The sequence below is a fragment of the Bacillus sp. MT94 genome (genome assembly GCF_058792475.1).
This window is the reverse complement of sequence record NZ_JBXAEZ010000001.1, coordinates 642,804-664,449: the sequence shown is the minus strand read 5'-3', so window position 1 is coordinate 664,449 and position 21,646 is coordinate 642,804. Positions and strand designations below refer to the sequence as shown.

General features: G+C 34.8%; 22 protein-coding genes. 4 read left to right on the top strand and 18 right to left on the bottom strand.

Annotated elements, in window-relative coordinates; all coding sequences use genetic code 11:
- Positions 1-129: 129 nt before the first annotated feature.
- Entirely contained in the window at positions 130-459 is a 330-nt protein-coding gene (locus tag AC1Q51_RS03275; RefSeq protein WP_000415089.1) for a YkvA family protein, read from the top strand.
- Positions 460-611: 152 nt separating this feature from the next.
- Here AC1Q51_RS03275 and AC1Q51_RS03270 read toward each other — a convergent pair whose 3' ends face one another.
- The 10 genes from AC1Q51_RS03270 to AC1Q51_RS03225 all read right to left on the bottom strand — a co-directional run bounded on the left by AC1Q51_RS03270 (position 612) and on the right by AC1Q51_RS03225 (position 10,130).
- On the bottom strand, positions 612-1,847 hold the full coding sequence (locus AC1Q51_RS03270; protein WP_097924862.1) for an MFS transporter: 1,236 nt from the start codon (positions 1,845-1,847) through the stop codon (positions 612-614).
- 141 nt (positions 1,848-1,988) lie between these two features.
- Positions 1,989-2,459 (bottom strand): MarR family transcriptional regulator, encoded by a 471-nt coding sequence (locus tag AC1Q51_RS03265; RefSeq protein WP_001030895.1) that lies wholly within the window; start codon positions 2,457-2,459, stop codon positions 1,989-1,991.
- Between the two features lie 223 nt (positions 2,460-2,682).
- A complete protein-coding gene (tdcB, locus tag AC1Q51_RS03260) occupies positions 2,683-3,684 on the bottom strand; it encodes a bifunctional threonine ammonia-lyase/L-serine ammonia-lyase TdcB (protein WP_090976568.1) in 1,002 nt (333 codons plus the stop codon).
- Between the two features lie 74 nt (positions 3,685-3,758).
- Entirely contained in the window at positions 3,759-5,342 is a 1,584-nt protein-coding gene (locus AC1Q51_RS03255) for an aminotransferase class V-fold PLP-dependent enzyme (protein ID WP_090976565.1), read from the bottom strand.
- A gap of 70 nt (positions 5,343-5,412) precedes the next feature.
- Positions 5,413-5,961, bottom strand: coding sequence for a glycerol-3-phosphate 1-O-acyltransferase PlsY (plsY, locus tag AC1Q51_RS03250; RefSeq protein WP_000610838.1), 549 nt, complete (start codon positions 5,959-5,961; stop codon positions 5,413-5,415).
- 137 nt (positions 5,962-6,098) lie between these two features.
- Positions 6,099-6,992, bottom strand: coding sequence for a BadF/BadG/BcrA/BcrD ATPase family protein (locus tag AC1Q51_RS03245; protein WP_000876626.1), 894 nt, complete (start codon positions 6,990-6,992; stop codon positions 6,099-6,101).
- Between the two features lie 15 nt (positions 6,993-7,007).
- The gene (anmK, locus tag AC1Q51_RS03240; RefSeq protein ID WP_492331366.1) at positions 7,008-8,162 is read right to left on the bottom strand and encodes an anhydro-N-acetylmuramic acid kinase AnmK; all 1,155 of its coding nucleotides are present in this window, start codon (positions 8,160-8,162) and stop codon (positions 7,008-7,010) included.
- Positions 8,163-8,184: 22 nt separating this feature from the next.
- The gene (locus AC1Q51_RS03235) at positions 8,185-8,451 is read right to left on the bottom strand and encodes a hypothetical protein (RefSeq protein ID WP_001021963.1); all 267 of its coding nucleotides are present in this window, start codon (positions 8,449-8,451) and stop codon (positions 8,185-8,187) included.
- A 78-nt stretch (positions 8,452-8,529) separates the two neighbouring features.
- Positions 8,530-9,813: a PTS sugar transporter subunit IIC gene (locus AC1Q51_RS03230; protein WP_001032277.1), complete on the bottom strand. Its 1,284-nt coding sequence runs from the start codon at positions 9,811-9,813 to the stop codon at positions 8,530-8,532.
- A gap of 11 nt (positions 9,814-9,824) precedes the next feature.
- On the bottom strand, positions 9,825-10,130 hold the full coding sequence (locus AC1Q51_RS03225) for a PTS sugar transporter subunit IIB (protein ID WP_000865907.1): 306 nt from the start codon (positions 10,128-10,130) through the stop codon (positions 9,825-9,827).
- A gap of 227 nt (positions 10,131-10,357) precedes the next feature.
- Between AC1Q51_RS03225 and AC1Q51_RS03220 the strand changes: the two genes are divergently transcribed.
- Positions 10,358-11,917, top strand: coding sequence for a glycoside hydrolase family 10-like protein (locus AC1Q51_RS03220; protein WP_098256918.1), 1,560 nt, complete (start codon positions 10,358-10,360; stop codon positions 11,915-11,917).
- Positions 11,918-11,974: 57 nt separating this feature from the next.
- Here the strand turns inward: AC1Q51_RS03220 and AC1Q51_RS03215 are convergent, their stop codons facing one another.
- The 3 genes from AC1Q51_RS03215 to AC1Q51_RS03205 form a co-directional block, all read right to left on the bottom strand.
- Positions 11,975-12,808: a DUF3974 domain-containing protein gene (locus AC1Q51_RS03215; protein ID WP_000008373.1), complete on the bottom strand. Its 834-nt coding sequence runs from the start codon at positions 12,806-12,808 to the stop codon at positions 11,975-11,977.
- Between the two features lie 24 nt (positions 12,809-12,832).
- Positions 12,833-13,945, bottom strand: a complete 1,113-nt coding sequence (locus tag AC1Q51_RS03210) for a toxic anion resistance protein (protein WP_000137396.1) — start codon at positions 13,943-13,945, stop codon at positions 12,833-12,835.
- Between the two features lie 314 nt (positions 13,946-14,259).
- The gene (locus tag AC1Q51_RS03205; RefSeq protein ID WP_002094007.1) at positions 14,260-14,853 is read right to left on the bottom strand and encodes an O-methyltransferase; all 594 of its coding nucleotides are present in this window, start codon (positions 14,851-14,853) and stop codon (positions 14,260-14,262) included.
- Positions 14,854-15,157: 304 nt separating this feature from the next.
- Between AC1Q51_RS03205 and AC1Q51_RS03200 the strand changes: the two genes are divergently transcribed.
- Positions 15,158-15,316, top strand: a complete 159-nt coding sequence (locus AC1Q51_RS03200; protein ID WP_001100984.1) for a hypothetical protein — start codon at positions 15,158-15,160, stop codon at positions 15,314-15,316.
- A 32-nt stretch (positions 15,317-15,348) separates the two neighbouring features.
- Here AC1Q51_RS03200 and AC1Q51_RS03195 read toward each other — a convergent pair whose 3' ends face one another.
- From AC1Q51_RS03195 to AC1Q51_RS03185, 3 genes are all read right to left on the bottom strand, one after another.
- The gene (locus AC1Q51_RS03195) at positions 15,349-16,218 is read right to left on the bottom strand and encodes a sigma-70 family RNA polymerase sigma factor (protein ID WP_000447145.1); all 870 of its coding nucleotides are present in this window, start codon (positions 16,216-16,218) and stop codon (positions 15,349-15,351) included.
- Positions 16,196-17,506, bottom strand: coding sequence for a phytoene desaturase family protein (locus tag AC1Q51_RS03190; RefSeq protein ID WP_090976556.1), 1,311 nt, complete (start codon positions 17,504-17,506; stop codon positions 16,196-16,198). Before AC1Q51_RS03190 ends, AC1Q51_RS03195 begins: the two co-directional genes overlap by 23 nt.
- 93 nt (positions 17,507-17,599) lie before the next feature.
- Positions 17,600-17,905, bottom strand: coding sequence for a luciferase domain-containing protein (locus tag AC1Q51_RS03185; protein ID WP_000010317.1), 306 nt, complete (start codon positions 17,903-17,905; stop codon positions 17,600-17,602).
- 229 nt (positions 17,906-18,134) lie between these two features.
- On the opposite strand from AC1Q51_RS03185, the gene AC1Q51_RS03180 reads away from it, so the two are divergent.
- Positions 18,135-18,767 carry a cupin domain-containing protein gene (locus AC1Q51_RS03180; protein ID WP_000126322.1) on the top strand — a complete coding sequence of 211 codons (633 nt, stop codon included), beginning with the start codon at positions 18,135-18,137 and terminating at the stop codon, positions 18,765-18,767.
- 566 nt (positions 18,768-19,333) lie between these two features.
- Here the strand turns inward: AC1Q51_RS03180 and AC1Q51_RS03175 are convergent.
- Together AC1Q51_RS03175 and AC1Q51_RS03170 are read right to left on the bottom strand one after the other, a co-directional pair.
- Positions 19,334-20,605 carry an exosporium glycoprotein BclB-related protein gene (locus AC1Q51_RS03175; protein WP_492331365.1) on the bottom strand — a complete coding sequence of 424 codons (1,272 nt, stop codon included), beginning with the start codon at positions 20,603-20,605 and terminating at the stop codon, positions 19,334-19,336.
- A gap of 560 nt (positions 20,606-21,165) precedes the next feature.
- The coding region (locus tag AC1Q51_RS03170; RefSeq protein WP_492331364.1) for a DUF4183 domain-containing protein at positions 21,166-21,646 on the bottom strand (481 nt) is incomplete at its 5' end.

Below are 21,646 nucleotides of genomic sequence, written 5' to 3'. Positions count from 1 at the left end.
TTATTTTGAACAGGTATTCCCCTATTTTTATGGAAATATATAATTAAGAAAAACAATAAAATTGATTAATCTCTCACTTCTTTGTCCATCCTTTTAAAAAATCTATGTTTTTGTAAAAGGAGTGTTTATATGGAGAAACAGACACTTTGGAAAAAGTTCAAAAAAAGCTCTGTAAACCTCGGTAAATCCAGCGTATATGAAAGTATTATTTTATTCTACACAATGAAAAAGAAAGAATTACCTACTAAAGCAAAATTCATAATATTAGCCGCTTTATCTTATTACGTATTAACAATCGATTTCATTCCAGATATAGCTGCTATTATTGGGATTGGCTTATTAGATGATGTTTTAGCAATCGCTGTAGCGCATAAATACGTTATGAGACACGCAGATGCTGAAATTCGAGAGAAGAGCAAAGTAAAGATGGAGTCATTATTTACTTCAGCACAAGCATAATTAAACTATCTAGTCATTTACCATGAGAGCATTGCAGAATAAATTCCTAAACAGTAAAAGAATTTCTCTTAGTCCTCAAACCGTAAACAAATAGGGTGTCAGCACTTATTCCTAAGTTCTGGCACCCTTTTATTTGTTCTTATTTCTATCTGTTATACAGTTGCATGTGTCCCCTTATACAAAACTGCTATTGCCGCGACTATAAGGATCACACCCATAAAAGCAGGTGCCGCATGACCAAGTGATACATAGATTTGTCCTCCAATAATAGGACCAATCATTCTTGCTAAAGCTTGAATAGATTGGCTTCCACCTTGAATCCTTCCTTGTTCACTAGAACTAACAGACTTTGAAAGCATCCCGTTGAATGAAGGCCCGAAAATTGAATCCCCAAAACCATACATCAGCATTCCAACGATAAGTAGTGGATAGAGTGAAAACAAAGCTGATGCCGCAATAAAACTGTATCCTATAATCTCCGAAACCATCCCAAGAATTGCTATTTGTTTATCACTAAGCTGGATCAAAAGCTTTGGCATGATAAAACTTTGTGAAAAGATGTCTTGAAAGCCCAAAATTGAAAACATAAGTCCGATTAATGCAGGTTTCCAACTGAAAGTATCCATTGTAAATTGCGTGAAAATTGCTTGTAAAGATCCGTTAGGTATCCAAAGTAAAAACGCTGAGACAAGTAACCATTTTAAACTTTTCATGGAAAGTATGTTTGCTAGCTGTGCAAAAGGATTTAACCTTACAAAAGTAATCTCTTTCAACCTATTATTTTTTTCAAGACTCTCAGGCATATATTTGATCCCATATACAACATTTATTAACGTTATGATTGCACCAAAATACATAGGTACAGTATCACCAAACTTGGCAAGTCCCCCCCCAATGGTTGGACCAATGATAGTTCCCGCACCTACAACTGCACTCACCCATCCAAAGTATTTCGTTCTCTGCTCTTTTGGAATGATGTCTGCAAAGTATGCGAAGATAGTACTTATGCTCCCGCCTGTTATTCCTTCTATTATGCGTCCAGCAAATAGTACCCATAAAGCTCCTCCTATTCCAAAAACTAAGTACCCAATTGCAGAACCAAATAAGCATATTAAAAGTAATGGACGACGGCCATACTTATCGCTTAAAGCCCCGAGTACTGGGGCAGCTAAAAACACGCAAGCCGCATATACGGAAGTTAGTAGTGTTACAACTAATGCTTGTTCTTCCGGATTACTTATATATGGCTGTACTAAGAATGGGACTACAGGCATGATGATACTGAAACCTATACCACAAAGAAATACAGAAATAAGTCCGAATAGTAAAGCATGTTTATCTATGCTTTTTTCAGTTTCCCTTTCATTTTGTGATCTAAATATAGACATTTAACTTCTCTCCTTAAAATACTTTGTTGCTTCGTCAACAAAATAATAACTCCGTTTTGTTGATTAGTCAACAAAAATGACATAATAAAAAAACAGCCTATTCGCATTAGAGTAGGGCTGCCATTTCATTATTAAAATGTATTACGATTTAATATGTATACCTTGTTTCTTTATTTCTGCATCCAAATGTCTACTATACTTTTCCACGAAACGAATTATACTGTCGAATTCTTCTTTAGTTACTTGCTCAAATACAGCTTTATCCCGCTCATGAAACTCTTTGTGCAGATTTTCATGGATTTTATAAATTTCTTTCCCTTGTTCGGTAAGCCTAAAATAAATTTCTTTCTTATTTTCTGACTTTTGGTAGCTTTCAATAAAACCTTTTTGTATGAGCTTCTTAGTCATTCTACTTATAGCACCGCGAGTCACATAAAAAGCCTCTGCGAGTTGTGTCACGTTAGAATCTGCATTGTTTTCAATATATTCAATGCAGTGAACTTCAGAAGACTTAAAACCTTTAAGACCTTCTTCCATCTTATCTTTATTAAGCCAAACCAGCTTATTATATAATTCCCTGAAACCGTTCATGACCTGTTCTTCTTTATTCATGACCTGCCCTCCTCACCGCTCATTAGCACATTAAAACTATTATATTAAATTTCTGCTCATGTTTCGACAATATTGAAATAATTATTGTAACATTCAAGATATGTGTAAAAATTGGCGCTTAAATAAAACCATTCATTAAACAGTAAATTTATTGCTACTTACAGTAAACGGTAGACAAAAAGTAAGAGCTAAGATTATTTCTCTTAGCTCTTCTTTCATAAAACTATTTCACTTCATTAGCGACAAAAAAGTGCTCACATACACTTGATATACGCTGTAAGTCTACGTTCCCACCAGATATAACCGCTACTACTTTTTTTCCTTTTATATAGCTATCAACTTTTCCTGCAAGAAGTGCAGCAGTTGCTAATGCACCTGCACCTTCTACAACAGCTTTCCCACGTTGTAATAAATCTTTCATCGCTACTTCCAGTTCTTTTTCTGATACAGTTACAATATCATCTACTAATTCTTTTACAATTTCAAATGTTAATTCCCCTGGTATTTTAACAGCGCAACCATCTGCAATAGTAGGCGCCTCATAATGTTCTACAATTGCTCCTTTATCGTAAGATGCCTTCATTCCATGAACATTATCTGCTTGGACACCAATTATATTAATCGATGGATTAAAAGATTTTAATGCTACAGAAATACCAGAAATAATTCCGCCTCCACCTATTGGTACAATGACAGTATCTACATCCCACATATCATCAAGAATATCTAATCCAATTGTACCTTGACCAGCCATTACCTCTACATCATCATATGGATGTAAGTATGTCTCACCTGTTTCCCTTATAATTTCTTCACATTTTGCCTTTGCATCATCAAAGGTTTCACCATGTAAAATCACTTCAGATCCATATCCTCTAGTTGCTTCAACTTTTGCCTGAGGTGCAGAAATTGGCATAACAATTTTACTCTTAATACCGAGTAAATGAGCAGATAATGCAACTCCTTGTGCATGATTACCTGCTGAACATGCAATTACACCTCTTTCTTTTTCTTGACCCGTGAGCCGCGACATTTTATTAAATGCGCCACGAAATTTAAAAGAACCCGTTAATTGCATATTTTCTAATTTCAAATGAATTTCTCCCCCCGTTTTACTAGTCAAGTAAAACGATTTTACTAATGGCGTTTTACGAGCATTTCTATCTAGAATCTTGTGAGCTTTTTTAATATCGTCTATATGTAATGGTAGTTTTCTAGTTATCATACTTACACCTCTTCCACTGTTCTATTCCTAAGTTTTCGTAAGTCGTAGCTCCTTTATACGAAAAGAAAAAGTCTTTATATATGTACCCCACTCTGAAATAAACACATTTGCAAACAATTTAACATCCTCTTCACATCACGTTCTTTATAATGATTTAAACATGCAATTTGGATCCAATTATTCTTTTGTAAATAAGATGACTCATAATGAACGATGTATCCTTGTAATGCTAATGCATCGCCTACTACTTTAGAAGAATGATCTTCGCTCAATACAATAGTAAGTATAATTGGCGCGGCATGTTCTTTAGGTGAAACAAGCTTTAAGCTCATATCAGTAATAACTTCTTCAACATAATCGTATGTCTCTTTAATTTTTACAAATGCCTTTTCATCTTCAAATCTCTTCAACGCTTCTTGCAATGCATAAATTAAATTCCATGATTGTGAGTATGGAATGCTTTCATTTTCTTCATACATACCAATGTCCATATAAGCCGGCACAGCCTCGTTTATTTTTACAATGTGGTTATGAAAAATGAAAGAAATTCCTGTATATGATTTAATCGCTTTACCGCTAACACCACTTGCAAAATACACATCCTTCAAGTCTATTGGTATTGCTCCAATTGAGCTTATGCAATCTACACATAGTTTCATTTGATTCTCGTTACAAAGAGTATTTAGCTCGTTTAAATCGTTTAACATTCCAGTAGATGTTTCATGATGAACAAACCAAAGCCATTCATAATTTCCGGTTGTCATTATTTCTTCTAATTCGTTATAAATAAACGGCTCTCCCATTTCCTTTTTATACGTATCAAAATGTAATTGTGCTCGTTTTGCATGCCCAACTAATCTATTTCCAAATTCTCCATTTGTTAATACTAGTCCTTTCCCTTTTAAAGAACGTAGTTGCAAAGCAATTGCATCATTTGCTAACGTCCCTGTTCCTAACATAAGCTGTACATGTTTTGCTTTTGTCATGTGAAGTAACCGTTTTTTCACATTGTCCATCGTCACTTGAAATGACTTAGAGCGATGCGAAATAGGCCGCGTAGAAAATGCCTTTCGAACATTCTCTTCAATATCTACTGGACCAGGTAAAAACGTGTATTCTTTCGTCATAATACTTCCAACACTCGATTCTTCAAACATAGCAGGGGTAACATACATTGGCTGGAAGGCTGCTTCTTCTGTACCAACTAACGTATGGAAAGATTTGAATCCCATTTGCTCATATAAAGCTAGTTCACGTGTTGTTGCAGAAATGAGTGCCAATTCATATCCATTTAGAAGCAAATAACGATGTAGAAAACGAATTAATCCTAATAACGCTCTTCCATTCCTATATTCACGTTCTACTGAAAGTAAACGAATTTCATACACTTTTTCTCCATGCTCTTGCAAATAAATATCTAAATTTGAAATTTTATAATCTAACGAGAATGGTCGTTTTCCCCGCACCGCGACCATACCTACTAATCTATCCTCATCTAAACAAATTAAATATGTATTTTCTTCATGAAACCGATCTATACGAAACCGGTCTTTCGTTTCTTCATGTTGCGGAATCTCTTCTACAAAAGTTTTATAATTCAATTTATGTATACTTTCAAATTCCCAATCTTGATCAGCAACTTTATAAATTAACCCCATGCCTTATCTCCTTTATCTATTTAATAAAAAATGATAAGTGGAGATTATCCCCACTTATTAAACATTCATTTTATTCTCGATTTACATATAGAATAAGTACAATAATCATTCCACTTAAAATAGTCGTAACAATAGAATAAGAATAAAAAATCATACAAATTGGTAAACAAGCAATCGTAATTAGTCCTGGCTTCGTAAATCCTTTAAATATTAAATAAAATACAATAAAAATGCCTATGAGGGTAAGCGCTATCAAATAATCAAATGCGATTAATCCTCCAATAAATGTTGAAATACCTTTACCGCCCTTACCTTTAAATAAAACTGGGTAAATATGTCCAATAATAACGGCCAATAATGTTAACATTACGAATGTAGGATCTTCAAAAAGATATTTTGCAACAGTAACAACGATTGCCCCTTTAATCGCATCACCTAAAAATGTAGCGATGAAATACCCTTTTCCATATACGCGCCCCATATTTCTTGCACCAGGATTTCCGCTTCCTTCACCCCTAATATCAACGTTATGTCTCAATTTTGTTACTATATAAGCGGTCAAGATGTTTCCAATTAAATAAGAAGCCATCAAATATAAAAACTGCATACTATTAATCATGTAATCATTCACTTTCTACATGGGATTACATATACAATATTCAATTACTACGTATATTGTACGTTTTAACATACATCCCTTTATACATTTTAACATCATATTTTTACAAATCATACAAAAATTCTCATACGCTATTTTTAAAAATATATATCCCTCATTAAATAATATGTTCCTTTCACTGCCATTTCTGCTTGTGATACAAATACAATTTCTTTAATACTTTCTTCACAGCATTTCTTAAATGCAGCAAATATTTCAGGAACTAAACGCAATATACTGCCACTTACTGCAATTGGAGTTGAGCGCTTAAATTGCATCTTGTTATAAACATCTACCGTAATTCTTGCTAATTCCTTTCCAGCTCGCATTATAATTTCATGCGCATAATCATTGCCATTTCTCGCTGCCTGAATAACTAATGGCGCGATTGCTGCAATTTTATCTTTAGAAGAAGTATATACTAAGCTTTTTATATGAGACGGTGTCAACAGTTGAAACTGACTTTGAATATTCAAACTCAATGGACAAAGACTGATTCCTTGATCGAATTGAATTGCCATTTTCTTTAAAGCTTGTAATGCAATCCAATATCCGCTCCCCTCATCACCTAAAATATGTCCCCATCCACCGCTATACTCATACACTTCTCCTTTCTTTCCGATACAAATTGCCCCTGTACCACCTATAGTTAATATTCCATCCTTACCTTTTAAAGCAGCTGCATGCGCAATCATTGCATCATTAAAAATTTCAATTTCTGTTCCGTATTTCTTTTTTAAACGTAATGTTAATTCATTTGTATTCGCGCCACTTATGCCGGCTAACCCTAAACAAACACAAACGCAATGCCCATTTATTAAACTCTTCTGGCATTGATCAATTGCTTCCATAATATGCAAAAGTGCCTCATCAAAATCTATTAATACATTTCCAAATCTGCTCATACCTCTTACAACTTCATTTCCATTTTGATCAAATGCAATTGCCTCTGTCTTCGTTCCCCCGCCATCTACTCCGATCATATACTTCATATGTTCGCCTCATTTTCATTTACATATTGGAGGGAATGTTACATTCCCTAAAACCACGGAATTCTTAGCACCTGTTGCGCTCGGCACATTACTCGGATTACGATAATACGTTTCGTTTGCTAAAACCGCAAAGGCGATCGCTTCTTTCGCCGCTGAGGAATAGCCTAAATTTTCTTGAATAAATATTTTGTATTTTTCTTCCTTTAATCCAAATCGTATCATTTCAACAAGTGTACGATTATAACTTCCGCCCCCGCCTAATATTACTTCATCGATTTCATAATACGGAAAAATAAATTCCTGATAATGATGAACAATTGAACTTGCTGTAAACATCGTGACAGTTGCCAATATATTTTCTCTACTATGCTTTTCAAATCGATTCAATAATTCAGTCACAAACGCTTCTCCAAACTGTTCTCTACCTGTTGATTTCGGTGGATTTATTTTCAAAAATGGGTGGTTCATACAATATGTCAAAATTTCTTCTACAACTACCCCCTGTTTTGCAATCTTACCATTTTGATCATATGACAACTGAAATAACCTTTGGCATACTTCATCCATTACCATATTACCTGGACCTGTATCAAATGCTATAACGCTCTTCTCACTTAGTTGACTTGGTATTACAGTCACATTACCAATCCCGCCGATATTTTGTAGTAGTCTATTTTTAGTTTGGTGACGATATAAAATAATCTCTGAATATGGTACAAGTGGTGCACCTTGTCCTCCAGCTGCCATATCCATCGTTCGAAAATTGGAAATAACTGTCGTATTCGTTTCATACGCTATTACTGCTGGTTCCCCAATTTGCAAAGTTGAAGAAAGAATATTACCTTCTTGCTTTGGCTGATGATAAATCGTTTGTCCGTGAGAGCCTATTAAATCTAATTGTCTCAAAGGAAAATTGGCCTCTTTACAAACTTCCTTTACAGCATTGGCGAAGCATAAACCAAGTTTAAAATTTAAACTACATATAAGTTGGACATTCGAAGTTTCAATTGATAACGCTTGTTGGATCTCATTTTTCATATCATTACAAAATGGAACAGTAGTAAAATGGATGAGTTCGATTTTAGAATCTACACCACTTCCTTCTATATGAACGAGCGCTACATCTATTCCATCTAATGAAGTACCAGACATTACCCCTGCAATATACATAACGTGCATGACCTCCTATTTACTAAAAAACAATCATGTAAGTAACGAACGTACAACCAATCGAAAACAATATAAATCTAAAAAACAACTGAGCTTTCGATGCAAACGATCCATCAATGAAAGAAACAACTACCGTAAGCAAAACGCTTGCCGCAATACTTGTAACGAGCCATATACTATGCATTTGTGATAGATTTAGCATGCCTAATAAAGGGACAAAAAGTAAATTTGCACAAATCACTCCAAATAATAATAAAAATACGCCTTTATAACTAAATTTTATATTCATTCTATTTCCCCCTTTCTAGTTTTAATGTGAAAGAAGTGATAGACAAAAAGTCTATCACTCAAAATAACAGCGTGCAGATTAAGGATTAACAGATTCCCCGTCACCATTCTTTTCAATTTCAAGCATATTTTTGTCGTACATTTTAAAGAATGGTAAATAAATAAGGAACGATATTGCTATATTTATAAAAACTAATACAATCGCACGCCAATCTCCACCTGTTGCTAAATATGCACCAATTGGAGCAGGTAATGTCCATGGCGGCATAATATGCGTTGGTGTTACAAATCCCATCGCAGTTGCTGAATATGCAACAGTTGCTGTTACAAGTGGTGTAATGATAAATGGGATAATTAAAATTGGATTTAGTACAATCGGTAATCCGAATATGACTGGTTCATTAATATTAAAAATACCCGGAACAATACAAGTTCTTGATAATGCTTTCGAATATTTCGATCGACCAAATATAATCATAGCTAATACAAGCCCTAACGTCGCACCAGAACCGCCAATCCATATAAACCATTGATATAACGGCTCTGGTGAAATAAATGGCAACTGATCTGCTCCACTAGCAACTGCTTCACCATTTTTCCCTAGGTATACTTCCCATAATGGCCGAGCAACAGTTCCAACAACCGACACACCATGGATTCCGAATGACCAAAAAAACGTAATTAAAAACACTGGAATCATTACACCGAAGTAACTATCCCCAGCTTTTACTAATGGTGCTGCTAATTTATCAACAACATGGTGTAAATCAATGCTAAAAACGACAGTTACTAGACTCATTATAATAATAACGAATGCAGCAGGTATAAGTGCTTCAAACGAACGCGACACAGATGGCGGTACTTGTTCTGGCATTTTAATCATTACATTTTTCTTCTTACAAAATCTTAAAATCTCTACGGATAAAATAGAAACAATCATCGTCACAAATAATCCATGACCTCCGAGATTTGTCATCGGAAGCATGAACCCTTTTTTATCAATTAACTCAGGCGTTAATGTTAAAAGTAGTGAACATACCGCAAGCTGTGCTCCTGATAAAGCATCTAATTTATAACTTTTCGCTAAATTATATCCTATTCCAAATGCTATATATAAGGACATAATAAACATAGTTAAACGATATGGTATCAATATACTTGTTTGATTCTTTAATGCCCAAACCGATATGAAACTATCTTTCGGCAGTGGTGGAAATGCTACTATTAAAAAGAAGCTTCCTACTATAATAAATGGTAACGCCGAAATAACTCCATCACGGATTGCTTGTAGATGCCTCTGCTCAGAAAGCCTTGCCATCGGGCCAGATAAGTTTTTATCAAGAAACGTGACAAACTTATTCATAACGCTTCCCCCTAACTGATTAATTCATTTACAGTTTTTAATAAAGTCGGGCCTCCAAGTGGCGTGTATGCTTGCGGTGGAATGATGCCACACGGAATAGATTCCTCCTCTGCAAATTTTTTTACAGAATCAAATCGGTGTCTTATTTGAGGTGCCACCATTACGACATCCCAGCCATTCTTTACTTCTTCCTCTACCTCATTCGTTCCAATTGCATGCACTTCCATGTTCACACCATTTTTCTCCGCTTCTTTTTTTAAAGCGTTTACAACAATTGCACTGGACATTCCTCCAGAACAGACGAACAAAACCTTCATTTATTAATCCTCCTATACTTATAATTTATTACCCTTCAAATGAAAGGAAGTTTCACTTTACTAACAAGCATATGAAGTAGTAAATGAATTTAGTTATAATGAAAGTAAATTTCATTAAAAATATTTTTCCTATTAAATTAATGTTTCAATATGCAATTTTCTCTATTGCAAGGTCAACCTTGCCTCAGATATTATTTTAAATAATCATATGATAGGGAGGCGTATAAATGATCGTTAAACGTTTATTAATGATATGTTGTATCGTTATCTTGTTCATCCCTTTCTCTTTCATTCCCCCTCACTCTACTTATGCTGAAGTAAATACTACGTACAAAAAACATGAATTACGTGCTGTATGGATCGCATCAGTTCTGAATATTGATTGGCCATCAAAAACTGGCTTACCTATTGAAAAACAGAAGCAAGAATTTATAAGGTTATTAGACAATGTAAAAAGCACTGGTATGAATACAGTTGTTGTACAAATTAAACCAACCGCTGATGCTTTCTATCCTTCAAATTACGGTCCTTGGTCTGAATACATTACGGGTACACAAGGAAAAGATCCTGGTTATGACCCGCTCGCATTTATGATTGAAGAAGCTCATAAAAGAAATATAGAATTCCACGCTTGGATTAATCCATACCGAATAACGATGAATCACACCGATATAAATCGATTATCAAACTATCACCCTGCAAGGCAACATCCCAATTGGGTTGTCCCTTATGGCGGAAAGTTATATTACAATCCCGGTATTCCAGAAGTGAAAAAATTTATAACAGAAGGTGCTTTAGAAATCGTACAAAATTACGATATTGATGCGCTGCATATGGATGATTATTTTTATCCATATAAAGTAGCCGGTGAAGAATTTCCAGATCAGAAAACGTACGAAACATATAATAACGGTAGATTTACAAATATAGAAGATTGGCGACGTAACAATGTAAATGAACTTGTAAAAGATTTAAATAATGCTATAAAACAAGAAAAATCATATGTAAAGTTTGGCATTAGTCCGTTCGGCGTATGGAGAAATATAGCTGACGATCCGACTGGCTCTAACACAACCGCAGGCCAAAGAAACTATGATGACCTTTATGCTGACACACGTGAGTGGATACAAAAAGGATATATTGACTACATTACACCGCAAATATATTGGAATATAGGTTTCACCCCAGCTTCATATGACATATTAGTAGATTGGTGGGTTAAAGAAACAAATAACAAACCGATTCACCTATACATTGGTCAAGCGGCCTATAAAATTAATAATAACTCCGTCCCTGCTTGGTCTGATCCAGAAGAATATCCAAGACAAATTGCATTAAACCGGCTATATCCTGAAATCAAAGGTAGTATGCATTTTAGCTTAAAAGATATTAATAACAATCTACTTGGAGTTAAAGATAGACTCTCAAAAGACATATATAAACACCCTGCATTAATCCCGCCTATGCCTTGGATTGATCATAATCCACCAAAACAACCGACTTTAAAAGGTGCCATTCCAAGAAATGAAGGTATTGCAATTGGCATCATTGACAATAGAGATAATGATTCTGCTTATTACGCTATTTACCGCGCGAATGGGAAAAATGAAGTGGATATACAAAACCCAAAAAATTTACTTACTACTGTAAGAAAAACAAAACTTGGAGAAATTTATGTAGATAAAACCGCTATTTCTGGAGAAACGTATACGTATGTCGTAACTGCAGTTGATCGATTGCATAATGAAAGTGTGGCTTCTAGTCATACTACCGTTAGAGCAAAATAAAGCCTCATAAAAAAAGCGCCTTAAAGCTGTGATATTTAGCTTTTAAGGCGCTTTTTGTTATTTATTCTTAAACTTCTCAGTCGCTGCTCTCATCTTCACATTTAAATCGTGATCAATCGAGTCGCGAATATCTCGCTCTACTACTTCCATTTCTTTTTTGAAATTTTCCAAGTAGATCTTCAGTTCTTCTTCCTTCTCTGGTCTTTGTGAAGGTGGTAATTGTACTACCAACGATAACATGGCCGTTAAATCTTTCATTAAGAATGTTTCAAGTTTATGTTGTTGTTCAAACATGCGTTGCTCTTGATAGTACGGAAGTGCATTTAATACTGAAATTGTAATATCATCAACCGTTCTTTGTAATGAAGGATTTATTGAGCGTTTATACGCTTGAATTGCATTTAATGCGTCTGGATAACGGTCATAAAAATACAATTTGTAAAATGATAAGTCTGTCGGTTTTACAGTTTGCTGCGTTTCTTGTCTTAAGAAATCTTTCACTTTCATCGCAGCCACATCAATATCTTCATTCGTAAGCTTTTTCGTAGTTTTTGCCATTACATGCACTTTTTTCTGCTTTTCTTTCGGTAACATCGAGAAGACTTGCTCTCTCGTACGTTGACCTGATGTACAAAATAGAGTATTTAATGTATTTTGTTCTTTCTTTCCTTCGGTGCGAATCCAGCGATAAAACAGTGGATGTTGTGTAAATTCTTGTAGAAACGGTATTGATTTGTTTGATATCTTATCTAGAGAATCTTGCGCTCTTTTATATGGCTTCGTCCATGAAAAATACAGTTTCCGCCCGAAGTATACGACTAAAACAACGACAGTAAATGCTATTAAAAGCAATGTACCGAGTAGTAATAGTACTGTTTGAATGAAACTCATTTGTTCACCTCCTCTAATAATCAGTTATTTCCTTGGACGCTGAATGAGTTTCTGCTTCATCTCATCATTAAATGTGTCTAGTTCAATAACGAACTTCTTACTTGACTCAATAATACGTTCTGAAGATTTTTCAGATGCTTCAATTGCAGCGAACACATTTTGGAATGATTCACGTAATTTATCCATGCTAATAGCAGGGTTTTCAAGCAATTTCGTCGTTTCTTCTGTATTTTGTTTTAACGCTTGAGAATTACTTAATACCATCGATTCAATTGCTTCATTCGTCGCATTTACTGCATCAATTGTTTTCCGTTGATTCGTTAATGCAAGCTGAATAGCAGCTGAAACTGTTACAACGTTTTGCGTCATCGTAATCGCATTACGTATTGCCTCTGTTAATTTTTCGTTATTTTTCTTAATGATGTCTACAGAAGCTATAGATTGTAATAATACACTTTTCGCTTGCTGCATATTACGTGTACGTACAAGTATCTTTTCTAATGCATCGTTAATTAACGGAATATCCCTTTGACGCTCTGGGTTTTGTTTCTCAGCTTCAAGCATGCCAGCAAGCTTTTTCCCTAAGTATACTTGTTTATCAAGAGCATGAATTTTATCGTGCGATTGTTCTTTTAACATTTCAAGACCAACTGTATCCTCTTGTAAGTTATCACGACCAATTAGAAGGGATCTAATAATTTCCTCGATTTGTTTATCTATAGATTGGTATTTATGCACGTATGTTTCAAGTGGATTTTTCTTGAATACTTTAAACATTATTTTCTTCATACCACTTGCTTTAAGTGAATTGGGATCAAGCTCTGATACCACTTTTCGTAATTCTAACAATGTATTTGGAATTTCTTCATTTTTCCCATTCATCATCGCTGTTACAGGGCGTTTTAAAGCTGATAACGTTTGTCCTGCTGCTTGTTGCTCTTTATCCCCTAAATCTCCTAGCTGAGACAATACTTTTGATAAATCTGTATTTTGCTCGCTATTTAACTTTTGTACATAAAGATCCGCTTCTTTATTTAGTTCCTCTAATTCTGCATCTTTTATAACTGTATCAACTACTACTTCTACATTATTATCTTTCACAATGGATACAGGTTCTTTTTTCTCGAGTTCAGTCAACAAAATCGCTCCTTTATTTATATGTGCGAATTTATATGCACTATATTTCATCAATTATATCGTATTTCATATACATTCTGACTGCTTGAAATCGACTTTTTTAGAAATGCCTGTTTATGCAGTCATTCCCTGTTTCTTACTATAAGTATACCTGTAATCAACATAATTTTCCTCAGACTTAAGACCTAGAGAACAACATGCTGAAGGCGGATTCTTCATATATTTCCTAAATAATTTACGTTCTTTCAATCGTGCTACACTCAATCTTTTGACATTCACCTGTTTTCAATGTGATAATTCTATTACACTCACTTCTATTTATTTTTGCGAGCTACAAATGCTCCCTTTTGAAACGCTAATAACACCGTTTCAAACGTATCATCTTCTTCAATCATTTTTATAAACTCATCTAATTCACTCGCATGAGAAGTTGCATTATCAACAACAAGAAAACCTTTTGGTTGTAACATACGTTTTATATGCTCAAACCACCACATGTATTGCGTGCGCTCTGAATCTAGGAAAATAAAATCAAATGAATGATCTAATTGCGAATCTAAAAATGCCCCGGCTTCTTGATTATGAATATCGATTCTTTGTAACAGGTTTGCCTTTTCAAAATTGACAAGTGCCTCTCCAACTCGTTCTGAAGAAAGCTCTACAGTTGTTACATTTCCATTTGTTTCTTCTACCGCATTAGCTAACCACAATGTAGAATAACCATTAGAAGTTCCAATTTCCAAGATATTTTTTGCATTACACCCTTTTACTAAAATTGATAAAAATTGCCCCATCTCACGAGAAACATTCCGTAATTTTTCTTCCCTTGTTTTTTTATTTCGATCATGCTCTTCTCCATATTGTTCAAGTTGCAATAATAATGAATCTACTGTATCCATTCTTTTCATCGCCTTTCCAAGCAATATGATGAAAAAGCTCTTGCTGCCCGTCTACTTTTTATTATATGCGAAACAAAAACCTTTTTCCTGTTATATGACAAAGATTTATAATTTTTTATAGCATATTGTTTCGTTTTTTGGTAAAGTTAATTTCTACGTGCAATTATTCCATTCATATTATTTCATATTAAAATTGCAGTTATTAAATTATATAAACCCCATTTAAATGAATCGGTATTTCAAATTCAATTAAGCGCCCTTTTCGGACGCATTTTCTTTGTTTATATATTTCCAGAAGAAAGGATGCTTACAAATGAACGTGATTAGCTTAGATGCTGCTCGAAAACGAAAGCAGCATAAAAAATTAATGATTACTATACCGATTATTACACGTATTTATGAAGAAGACGGGGAAATTAAATTTGAGGTAGCGGGCGAAAAAGATGTACCTCTTGAAATGTTAGAAAAATAATAAAAAACGCATTTCTGAAGAAATGCGCTTTTTTATATTTTTACATTTAAATGCATAAGTTTTTCAGGATTAACCATCATATAAATATTTGAAATTTTCTCATCCTCAAATGCAAACGAAAGAACATACGTTACTTTATTATTTATTGTAACTATAACTCCTGGTATACCATTTACCATTTTGAAATCAACAGTGTACTCTTCTGTCAATCGTTGTGCAATCCCAAAGAACAAACGTATAATTCGATCCGCAGAATAAATCGGATTAATCGCAGTCGTAACTTTACCACCACCATCAGCTTTGAGTATAGCATCTGTTTTTAATACTTCTAACATACCTTCCGCATCCCCACACTGTAATGATGATACAAACTTTTCAACATAAGAAGCCATTTTCTCCGTGCTTAATTTTGATTGCTTCGGTTTCTCCAAAATGCTTTTTCTTGCACGTTGAAAGATCTTCCTGCAGTTCACACTACTCTTATCAACAATTGAAGCTATTTCTTCGTATTCATAACTGAAAACCTCTCTTAATATGAAAACAATCCTTTCTACCTCAGATAGTTGTTGTAAAAGTAATAAATATGCGGTGGAAAGGGATTCTTTCATTATAAATGACTTTGATGGCTCATCACTCTCGTCTACAAGTGGCTCTGGTAACCACATCCCTACATACACGTTACGTTTATGCGCTGCCGATCGTAATTTATCAATTGAACGATTTGTCGCCATCTTACATAAATATGCTTTCATATTTTCTATAGATTGAGGATCTTCTATATTATTTAGCGAGATAAATACATCCTGAACGATATCCTCAGCATCCATAACACTCCCAAGGATTCTGTATGCTAACGAAAATAATAATGGTTGATACGCTTCATATAACTGCTCCGTTTCCATGATGAACTGCCTCACTTTCATATTGCTTTAAAATGTGTAACGCTGCTCGTTTCCCGCTTGCTACCGCAGCATCAGCTAATATTTCATCATGCCCTGCCCAATCTCCTGCAACATAAACACCTGGCATTTCAGGTATATTAGGACCCGGCTTTTCAACACGGTCAATATGAGGAAAATCATGTACTACTGTTATTTTCGGTAAATATTGCTGTGCAACAACTTCTCTTTTCCAATTTGGATGTAACAACTCCATCGTACTTTCCAACTGTTCTTTATCTTCATGAATATGATTCATCTCTAGCATAGGATTATGGTACTTAATTAGACTCACTGCAATTGATCCATCTTCACTTAATTTAGCTGCTCTCGATTGATTTGTGAAAAATATAGGTTGATCTAATCCTAATACAAATTGATGTGTAGGATTGGGTAATTGTCTCAAGCCAATATCTAATGCAGCAACAGTAACCGGTACCGATTGTTCATTCCATCTATGCAAATTTGTTCCTTCTGCACCTTTTATTATTTTACAAGCCTCTTTTGGCGGAGTCGTCACGATGACTGTATCTACTGCAAAAACCTCATCATCAACACAATGTATTCTTTGTTTATCTTCATAATGCTCTATTTCCAAAACATGCTTTTTAGCCAAAAATTTTACCCCGACATCATTCGCTAAATCTCTTAATTTTGTTATTATCGTCTCCCAACCACCATCTACATAAAGCACTCCTTCTTTTATAGAAAGCTGTATTTGCTTTAGTACAGATGATGCTAATTGTATTGTAGGAGCAAACGTATATGTTGTTGTCCGGCATAGCGCATAAAATATATTACGAACCATTGGATCTTTTATTTCATTTTCTGCCCATGTAGTTAGACTCATTTTCGGAACTTCTCCTACATCTAAATTTCCTAAACGAATCATAAGACGTGAGAATTGTACTTTTGCAGACCACGAAAGTAGTGGTGTTGATAAAATTGAGCGAAAATCTGTTGGGATGGTGAATATATCCCCTTTCCATATTCCATGTGCTTTTGTAGATGGTATTCCACCTGGAAGATTCAAACCGAGCTCATTAAAAGTTATAAACGCTGCCCCGCCTCTATATAAAGCATGTGCACCAAGATTCATGCAGATTCCATTTTTATTTATAGTCATCCCTCGGCCACCGAATTGACTGGATTTTTCTAATACAATCACTTTCTTTCCAGCTTTCGCTAAATATATAGATGCTGTTAATCCAGCAAGCCCACCGCCAACAATTGCTACATCAAATGTATTCATAATAAAATCCCTCCTTATCGTTCTACATACAAGACGAACGATTAAGGAGGGATGTGACATGAAAATAAATTTTTATTACCCTACTTTATTTCATTATTTTTTAATTCGGTCATATTGCATACGAAATAACTCAATTGCAAATGGAATATCCTCTTCACTCTTTATATAATAACTGATCCATCCTGATTCAGGTAATACGTGATGTGGTTTTACCAATCCTTGCTTCACTAATTCATCTCGCTTTAACTTCGGAAATGGTAAATCAGCTAATTTATCACCATGAAGATGGCCAAGTTCTTTCTTACCATAATTTATTTCAATACCACCAAATCGATGCGGTTTTTCAGAAACACCCGCCCAGCTGAGTACTTCATTTCTAATCATTTCACTAAATGACATGAACATTCACTCCTTATAAATGATTGATGTACTTTTAAATTAACATTTTCATTACTTTTTTCCATCAATCCAAAGTATGAATGGGAATACGAATATAGTTTAATCTTTATACTTTATTCTTTATGGAATAAGTGAATTTATTAAGCTACCGACAACAGCACAAAACAAAGACTAGACACATATCCTAATTTTGTAACCTAACTTACCTATAGAAAGGCGGGTAATACAATTGACTGCCAACATCGACTATACCTCCCCCTCAACCAATTTTACTTATGATGTAAATAAAAGTAATTTTTTTCGGAAAGATGCCCAAAATTATATAAATGTACTTGGTATTAAACAATTAAACACTTTAGAAAATACTTCTTTATTAGATATTTATTTAAGTACAGGAAATGTTGTAGAACCACATATTCATCAAAATGCAGCTGAACTTGTTTATTGTATTTCAGGGTCTGCTGTTGTTTCTTTACTTAATCCATTTACGAATCAAATATTAAACTTACCGATAAAACCGGGGCAAGTTGCCAACATTCCACAAGCGTGGTGGCATTATGAAATTGCTACAGCTGATAATACTCATTTATTAGCTATTTTCAATGCCCCAGCGCCAGAAGTTATTTTCGGTTCTGATATTTTAAGATTAACTCCTGCTCATATGATGGCCCATACTTACTGCCTCAATGAACAACAATGGAAACAAGCGGTTTCTCCTATTCAATCAACTACTGTTATTGGCCCTCCGGCAAACTGCAATCAAAACCGTGGAATGAAAAATTACCCAACCCAACCCCTCCCTCAACAACATAATCCGTATCCCCAAGATTCTTATTACTTTCCTCTTTACTGGGGCTATTAATTTGTAAATTTTTAAAAGAATCATCATTTATCTCCTAGGAAAATACCGAGGAGATTTTTTTATTGTATGTTCTCTTCCTATTAATAATAGTAACAATTGATAGTGTACATACATATAATATTTATATATTAAATTGGAGGTGATAGTACTATGAGTAATTATAACTATCGAAAAAACTACTCTTATAATAAAAATAGTAGCTCTTCAGCATCCTCTCAATCTTCCAATTCTCAATCTTCCAATTCCCAATCGCAAAGAGACTTAGCCGAGCAAGGCTATGTAAAGAAAAAAGGATGTAACTGTAATAAAAATAAATAGTTTATTTTATGGATGAATTCTTTTTTAAAAGAATTCATCTTTTTTTGCTGATCGGAAATTTTTAAAGTTACATAACTTATGCCTTAAATGAGAAAGGGTAAATTATACTTTTTTATACGAACTTAATAAAGAGTAATTGTTCAATTGATTTATTACTTATTTCCTCAAAAAATATAGTCCTTCCTAAATTTATTAGGAAGGACTATATACAAACCCCTGTTTAATTTCCTACTAAACATTGTAACAAATTAAACGATATTAATACCTGCACTTACAAATCCAGCAACTGCAGCTATTGGACTTGCTGCTGTTAATGAAACATACAGTAGTATTTTATCTCCAGCCGCTACTGGAATAGCTTCAGCAATGATTCCTGATGCTGTAGAACCAATCGCTATTGCGGCAAATGCTGGTGTTAATAAAAGAGGTGCGCCTTGTACTGTAAACGTATTGCTTGCTGCAGGTGCAGTTAATATTTGTATTTGCACTTGAACAGGTGATAATGGAGCTAAAGCAGCTGTTGCACTAAAGAAACCAGCTAATGACGTAATAACCCCTGCGCGTGGTGCTACAAATGCATAATCACCTACACCTAATGCTAATGTGATACTTGTTCCACCAGTTAAAGCTACACCAGGCTGACTAAATCCAAATCCAAGAAGAGTTCCTGTATTAGCTATTAACGCGTTAACTAACGCAGATGGTGTTGTACCTGAAGCAAATGGAATAATAGCTCCGCCACCAGTTGCTCCTGTTGCACCAGTTAAGCCTGTTGCACCAGTTAAACCTGTTGCCCCCGTTGGACCTGTTGCTCCTGTTGGACCTGTTGCTCCTGTTGGACCTGTTGCTCCTGTTGCTCCTGTTAGGCCTGTTGCTCCTGTTACTCCTGATGGACCTGTTGATCCTGTTGCTCCTGTTGGGCCTGTTGCTCCTGTTGGACCTGTCGCTCCCGTTGGACCTGTTGCTCCTGTTGCTCCTGTTACTCCTGCTCCTGTTGGACCTGTTGCTCCTGTTGCTCCTGTTGCTCCGCCTCCTGGACCTGTTGGACCTGTTGGACCTGTTGGGCCGCCTCCTGGAGTAGCACCAATTAATTGAGTTAATAAGTTTAATAAAAGTTGTAAGCTTGCAGGGTCAATAATTAAAGAGAAGAAGAATGGTGCAAGAGCACTGTAGAATTGTTGTAATAAAGAAAGTAATTGACTTAGATTTGGGTTAGGAGATTGTAGTAAATTAATAATACTTTGAATTAATTGTTTTAAGAAATTCCCTTCTGGAGAAGGTGCTAATTCATTTAGTAAGTTCAATAGTTGAGTAAACAAATTGAGTAAAGCTAATCTGTTTGCATCACTTGGATTTGCAAAAAACGCTGCAATAGCCGAAATTAAAGAGTTTAGTAAAGTAATTAATCTACCTAATTGCTCACTAGTAATTGGAACTGTTTGTGGATTGTTACAGCAATCTGGAGTGAAAACAATCGGATTATTGCAGTGGTTATGACCGAAACAATTATTACTTGTCATTTATGTCCTCCTTACTTGTTTTATATTTGAGTTTTTCCTATTATAAGGATCATAAAGTTGTAAAAGAGTATGTGTTATATATTGACTTAAAATAGGAAACATGAAATATAATTAAACTTGCAAACGCTATTTAATTATGTTCATGACTCACATATTAATTATATGTTTTTAATAATTGACTGCTTAGATTAAATACCTAAACTTAAGAGTTTATTTTATTTTTCCACGTTTATCTCTTAGGTTTAAATACACATATTAATTTGAATATACTCAACAATTAACAGTGCCATTTTTTTCATATAAATATACCTTATTTCTTTACTAAGATTGTGTTCTCTTTTTTAAACATGAAGCCGTTTGTATTATAGAGAACTCTCATATACTATGTTGCAAAATTCATTTTATATTTTATTCCAATACACTATGAAAAGGATTGAAGTTAAAATTCCTATCATTCAACCATTTATAACAGCTAGAAATTGAATGTACCTTCACTTAATTTTAACTATTCAAATATAAAACAAAAAGGACAGATTCCTTTTCATTAAGGAACTGTCCTTTTAATTAATAATGATAAATTGTAATATAATTGAAGATCCTTGCGATGGTGGTTGCGTATCCAATAAAGTTAATTTACCAGCACTCACTTCATATAATGGTTGTGGTTGCAGTATTCCGTTAACAAACAAATTAATATAAGAAACTTCACTAGGAGACAAAATATTCGTTGTACCATATTGAGGTATCCCGTCAGCATCTGTATATATAAGTTTCTCTCCATCTGCAAAAGTGTAATATAACAAATTGGTTGTGGTTATAGGACCAATGCCCCCAGTAGGACCTGTTGCTCCAGTTACTCCTGTCGGTCCCGTTATTCCGGTTGCTCCCGTTATTCCGGTTGCTCCCGTTGCTCCGGTTAGCCCGGTTACTCCGGTTGCTCCCGTTATTCCGGTTGCTCCCGTCGCTCCGGGCGGTCCTGTTACTCCGGTTGCTCCTGTTATTCCGGGCAGTCCCGTTATTCCAGTCGGGCCTGTTGCTCCG